Annotated in this window: 4 protein-coding genes; all 4 read right to left on the bottom strand. The window is 38.1% G+C overall.

The features are described from left to right. A partial coding sequence (locus AC1DUW_RS19935) for a PAS domain-containing protein (RefSeq protein ID WP_477643271.1) occupies positions 1-810 on the bottom strand: 810 nt, incomplete at its 3' end. Positions 811-1,209: 399 nt separating this feature from the next. Continuing rightward, positions 1,210-2,553: an APC family permease gene (locus tag AC1DUW_RS19930; RefSeq protein ID WP_053346788.1), complete on the bottom strand. Its 1,344-nt coding sequence runs from the start codon at positions 2,551-2,553 to the stop codon at positions 1,210-1,212. A 468-nt stretch (positions 2,554-3,021) separates the two neighbouring features. Further along, a complete protein-coding gene (locus AC1DUW_RS19925) occupies positions 3,022-4,074 on the bottom strand; it encodes an NAD(P)H-dependent glycerol-3-phosphate dehydrogenase (protein WP_053346789.1) in 1,053 nt (350 codons plus the stop codon). Positions 4,075-4,091: 17 nt separating this feature from the next. Next, complete coding sequence (gene der / locus AC1DUW_RS19920) at positions 4,092-5,402, bottom strand: ribosome biogenesis GTPase Der (protein ID WP_477643270.1); 1,311 nt, start codon at positions 5,400-5,402, stop codon at positions 4,092-4,094. Positions 5,403-5,673: the final 271 nt, after the last annotated feature.

Raw genomic sequence — 5,673 nt, 5'->3', positions numbered from 1 at the left:
GTAGCGCAACAGTTCCCCTTTTTGATTAACGACCAGAATTTCATCATAGATATTCGCTAAAATGGCATTTAAATCCTTATTCGAACTCTTTATCAACTCTATTTCCATTGCCATTTCCTCAACCATTGGTAAGTCCTGAACGATGATAATAAGACCTTCCACTTCTTTAGTATGGTTTAGAATTGGGCTATAATCGACAAGCACACTCATTATATCAGTAATTTCCAGCTGATTGAGGATACTGCCTCCACTGGTAAACACACTATGTATATGCTGCTTATTGAAGATGGTCGCAGCAGGTTGATTAAGTACTTGTTCTGAAGGCTTTTTTATCATTTTCAAGCCTGATTCATTAAAGTTAACAATATTTCTTTCTTTATCAGCTACAAAGATCCCCATAGGAATGGATGTCAAAATAACTTTTAACAGATCTAAATTTTGTTTGCTGTCCTGCTTGAATAATTCAGCTAACACATCTTCCCTTTTAACATAGCCAGTAAGCATGCCTTCATCCGTTTTTATCAATACGATAGGTTCACCGATAATTTGATAAAGAAGCGGCAGAGAGATGTTCGGAGGCAACTTACAGACATTATCAATTGAAAAGGCATACTGCACAAGCTGTTCGGCTGTTAATGTTCTATCGTTTAACGGGAGGTCCTCCATGCGGATATAGGCAAACACTTGCTGTTCCTTCATCAGAAAAAAGAAAGGTTCCTGTATCTCATAAACTTTTTGAGCTGAAAATGTAGGTTGATCAATTGTGATAGTTATGAATGGTCTAATTTTATCATCCGGTATGGATAGCACAGTTTCACTCTCCTTTTGTCACTAGCCTTTATTTTAACATAATTCTAAATTGCGAGATAAAAAATAAACATTTACTCCTGAACTCATCTTCAATATAACTGAATCTGTAAACATAAAAAAGGGCCCTCTATTGGACCCTTGTTACATGTACCGCTAATGCATCCCCAAATTGTTTTAAACTGACTTGTGTAAAAGAACATTTTTCCTTTCTAATTTTCATTCTCTTTTTACATTTTTTCATTTGTATTGTTATGATCCGATTCACTATTGATAGGATTAATCCAGAGCATATGCGCTAACGCCTTAAACGAAAAACCAAATAGAACAACAGGTATGGGCGTTTACGACCTGTTCATCCATCTATCAGACGTATGACACCCTCCCTTGTTTCTGATTTTTTTAGATATTTTGAGCTTCTTCAAATTGGAATTGCGGAGGAGAATTGGTAAACAATTTCGTCCGATAAAGAAGATAACCAATACCGATTACCGCCCAAATAACACCTAGAATCAGTGAACTCATTTCAAGATTAAGCCAAAGGATGAACACTGATGCTGCTCCTATTACCGGGGACAAGATATTACTTAGAAATCCTTTAACTGAACGAAAGCTTTTATTCCTAATTGCATGGATGATTACACAAATATTTACGAAAGTGAAAGCAATTAAAGCTCCAAAATTAATGAGTGAAGCAGCTGTTACTAAATCAAGGAATAATGCCACCAGTGATATAGCCCCAACAAAGATGACATTGTAAAATGGCGTTTTATATGTAGGATGGATAAACCCAAAAAGTTTTTTCGGGATCATCTGGTCTCGACCCATAACATATAGAAGCCTTGAAACACTAGCATGTGATGCAAGACCTGAAGCAAGGGTACCAGATAATGTACCTGCAAGAAAGAACGCCTGAAAAAGTTTTCCTCCTACATATAGGGCAATTTCAGGTGATGCCGCTTCTGGGTCAGCAAAACGGGAAACATCAGGGAAAAATAGCTGTGTAAAAAAAGCAGCTGTCACAAATAAAACTCCGCCAATAAAAGCAGTTAAAAAAATGGCACGCGGAATTGTTTTGGTTGGATTTGGTGTTTCTTCTGATAACGTAGTGACCGCATCAAATCCCAAGAAAGAAAAACATAGAATCGTTGCTCCTGTTATGAGAGTGGACATTTCCATATGTGACCCAATGAATGGCTGAATCGAGAAGACCTCTCCTGTACCTTCACCACCCATAACCCCTTTAACAACCAGTGCCACAAATATGATAATGACTAGCATTTGAAAAAAAACAAGAAAGCTATTAAAATTGGCAGCAAAGTTCACATTGAATAAGTTAATGACCGTCATTAAAAGAACAAATGCAACCACCCATATCCATGGAGACACTTCAGGAAAAAGAGCAGTTAAATATATTTTTGTTAATACGGCATTCACCATTGGTAAAAATAAATAATCAAGCATCGATGACCAGCCGACAAGAAAGCCTAAATGCGGATTAATCGTTTTTTGGGTGTAAGTATAGGCCGAGCCTGCCTGCGGGTATACTTTTACCATTTTCCCGTAACTGGCTGCCGTAAACAACATCGCTATTAGAGCAATGACATAAGCGGTCGGTACATGCCCCCCTGTTTTTTCAGAAACAATCCCAAATGTATCAAAAACAACCATCGGGGTCATATATCCAACACCGAGTAATACAATATGCCATAAATTTAAAGACCTTTTCAGTTGACCTGTTTGCATGTATCATTCCCCTTCCTAATTATCTGTGTTCATTGATTAAAATTTTACCAACGTTTTCTAGTGCCTCCTTATTGCGAAATTTCTGAATATATTACACTTCGCAATTTTCATACCAAAAAAAACAGTCGATATTAAGCGAATAACAGGGAAATTAGTAGAAATTTCATGCAAACTTGAATAACCTATTCATTTATTCATAATTCGAGATGATCAAATTAAAAACAATAAATAAGTATTTAAGATGAATATAAATTTTGTCATAAACGAAAATGTAAGGTAATTGGGTGATTTTTATTCATAAAAAAAAGCAGAAGATATCAAGATATCTTCTGCCCATTTGACTAAATCCCCCGTGCCGAGGTCAAATTACTAGTTTACTTTCGTTGCATTGTATGCTGATACATTGCAACGCGCATCCTCGAATGCCCATTTTAATGAAATTCTTTTATTGAAACTACAGATTTGAGGTTAATCCTGCTGTCTGCTATCCAAAATGTTAAAGAGTTCTTCCATTTCATTCGTTTTCGATCGATTCATCAAGAGGTCAACTGCCTGTTTCACTTCTTCACCATTAAACAAGACATCGTACAAGGCTTCAGTAATCGGCATATTCACTTCGTACTTTTGAGCAAGTTGATAGGCAGCTTTAGTGGTTCTTACACCTTCAACAACCATACCCATGCTTTCTAAAACTTCCTCAAGCTTTTGTCCTTTTCCAAGCATATTTCCTGCTCTCCAGTTACGGGAGTGAACGCTTGTACAAGTTACAATTAAGTCACCAATACCAGCTAATCCTGAAAAGGTGAGTGGGTTAGCGCCCATGGCTACTCCTAAACGAGAGATTTCAGCCAATCCTCGTGTAATTAAGGCTGCCTTTGCATTATCCCCATAGCCTAATCCGTCCGTAATACCGGCTGCTAAAGCAATTATATTCTTTAAAGCCCCCCCGATTTCGACACCAATCAAATCAGGGTTTGTATACACACGGAAATTATGATTGATAAAGATGTCCTGAACCTTTTCGGCCGCTTTCATATTTTTTGAAGAAACGGCAACTGTTGTTGGATGACGTAAACTTACTTCTTCAGCATGACTTGGCCCAGAAAGGACCACAATATCTTTAAGCCAATCTGTTGAAGATACTTCTTCAATCATTTCTGAAATACGTAGTAGCGAATCAGGTTCAATGCCTTTACTCACATGAACAATTGTTAATGGCTTATCATGGGCTGCTTCAAGCTGACCAAGCACTTCACGATAGGCTTTCGTAGGCACAGCTAATATAATTATTTCAATCCCAACTAAAGCCTGCTCGATTGAAGAATACCCTTTAATTCCTATTGGAAGTTCAATTCCCGGCAAATATTTTTTATTAGTATGAGCTTGATTTATTTCATCAATTTGTTTCGAATTATGTCCCCATAACCTCACTTCATGCTGATTATCAGCTAATACCATCGCTAAAGCAGTTCCCCAGCTCCCTGCACCAATAACTGCGATACTTTCTTTTGCGTTCACCATTGTACATACCGCCCTTTCTATTTTCTTTGACGTCCAAAAATGCGTATCGGTGTTCCTTCAAACCCAAAGGCGTCCCGAATTCGATTTTCTAAAAATCTCTCATATGAGAAATGCATTAACTCTGGATCGTTAACAAATACAACAAAAGTTGGCGGCTTAATCGCTACCTGGGTCGTATAATAAATTTTCAAACGGTTCCCATTATGAGTTGGTGTCGGATTCATAGCCACTGCATCCATAACCACTTCATTCAATACATTTGTCTGAACACGGATAGCATGATTCTCACTAGCTTGATCAATGACTGGTATCAACGTATGTGTACGTTTTTTAGTTAGGGCAGAAAGATAAATGATCGGTGCATAATCTAAGAATAGGAAATGAGCACGAATTTTTTCTTCAAAGTCCTTCATGGTTTTTTCATCTTTCTCGATAGCATCCCATTTATTGACGACTATTATGACCGCTCTACCCGCTTCGTGGGCATATCCGGCAATTTTTTTATCCTGCTCACGGATACCTTCTTCCGCATTCAAAACGACAAGAACAACGTCTGAACGTTCAATTGCTCTCAATGCACGAAGTACACTATATTTTTCCGTACTTTCATACACTTTCCCTTTTTTTCTCATCCCTGCGGTATCAATAATGACATACTCTTTACCATTATATTTATACGGTGAGTCAACCGCGTCACGAGTCGTGCCTTCAATATCACTGACGATAACCCGATCTTCTCCAAGCAAGGCATTGACTAGTGATGATTTACCAACATTCGGTCTTCCAATTAAACTGAATTTAATAACATCATCAGCATAATCCTGACCACTGAATTTAGGGAAATGTTTTGCCGCTTCATCTAAAAGGTCTCCAAGACCAAGCCCGTGAGATCCAGAGATTGGGAATGGATCCCCAAAACCTAACGCGTAGAAATCATAGATTTGATCTCTCATTTCCGGATTATCGACTTTATTGACCGCTAGAACGACAGGTTTTCTCGATTTAAAGAGAATTTTCGCTACCTCTTCATCTGCAGATGTTACTCCTTCACGACCATTCGTCATAAAGATAATTACATCGGCTTCGTCTATAGCAATTTCAGCCTGCTGGCGAATTTGTTCGAGGAATGGCTCGTCACCGATATCGATCCCGCCTGTATCAATTATGTTAAAATCATGTGTCAACCATTCACCTGAACTATAAATTCTGTCTCTTGTTACTCCTGGAACGTCTTCAACTATTGAAACACGTTCTCCCACTATTCTATTAAAGATTGTCGATTTACCTACGTTCGGCCGACCGACTATCGCAATTACCGGTTTTGGCATTGCTATTCACCCTTTCTGCTACTATATCTCTGTCAAAGTCACGAAATTCATGAATGCATTTTTTTAATATTGCATCTGCATTGTTGATTTTCATTATTTCCTTTTCAAGGAAAAGGCTGCATCCACCATCATATAAAGGAAACTTCCATCAGTAAGAGAGTTCCCCACTGATAGTTAGTTAAACGTATCAAGTATTTACAGGCAGATTGTCCAATTCACATCCCCTGTTCCTCAGGTGACATGAAGCTGAACTCTCAGCATGGTAAAACGC

Source organism: Peribacillus sp. P4_C12 (assembly GCF_056402095.1).
The sequence above is the reverse complement of the archived record's forward strand: the minus strand, read 5'-3'. Positions and strand labels throughout refer to the sequence as shown.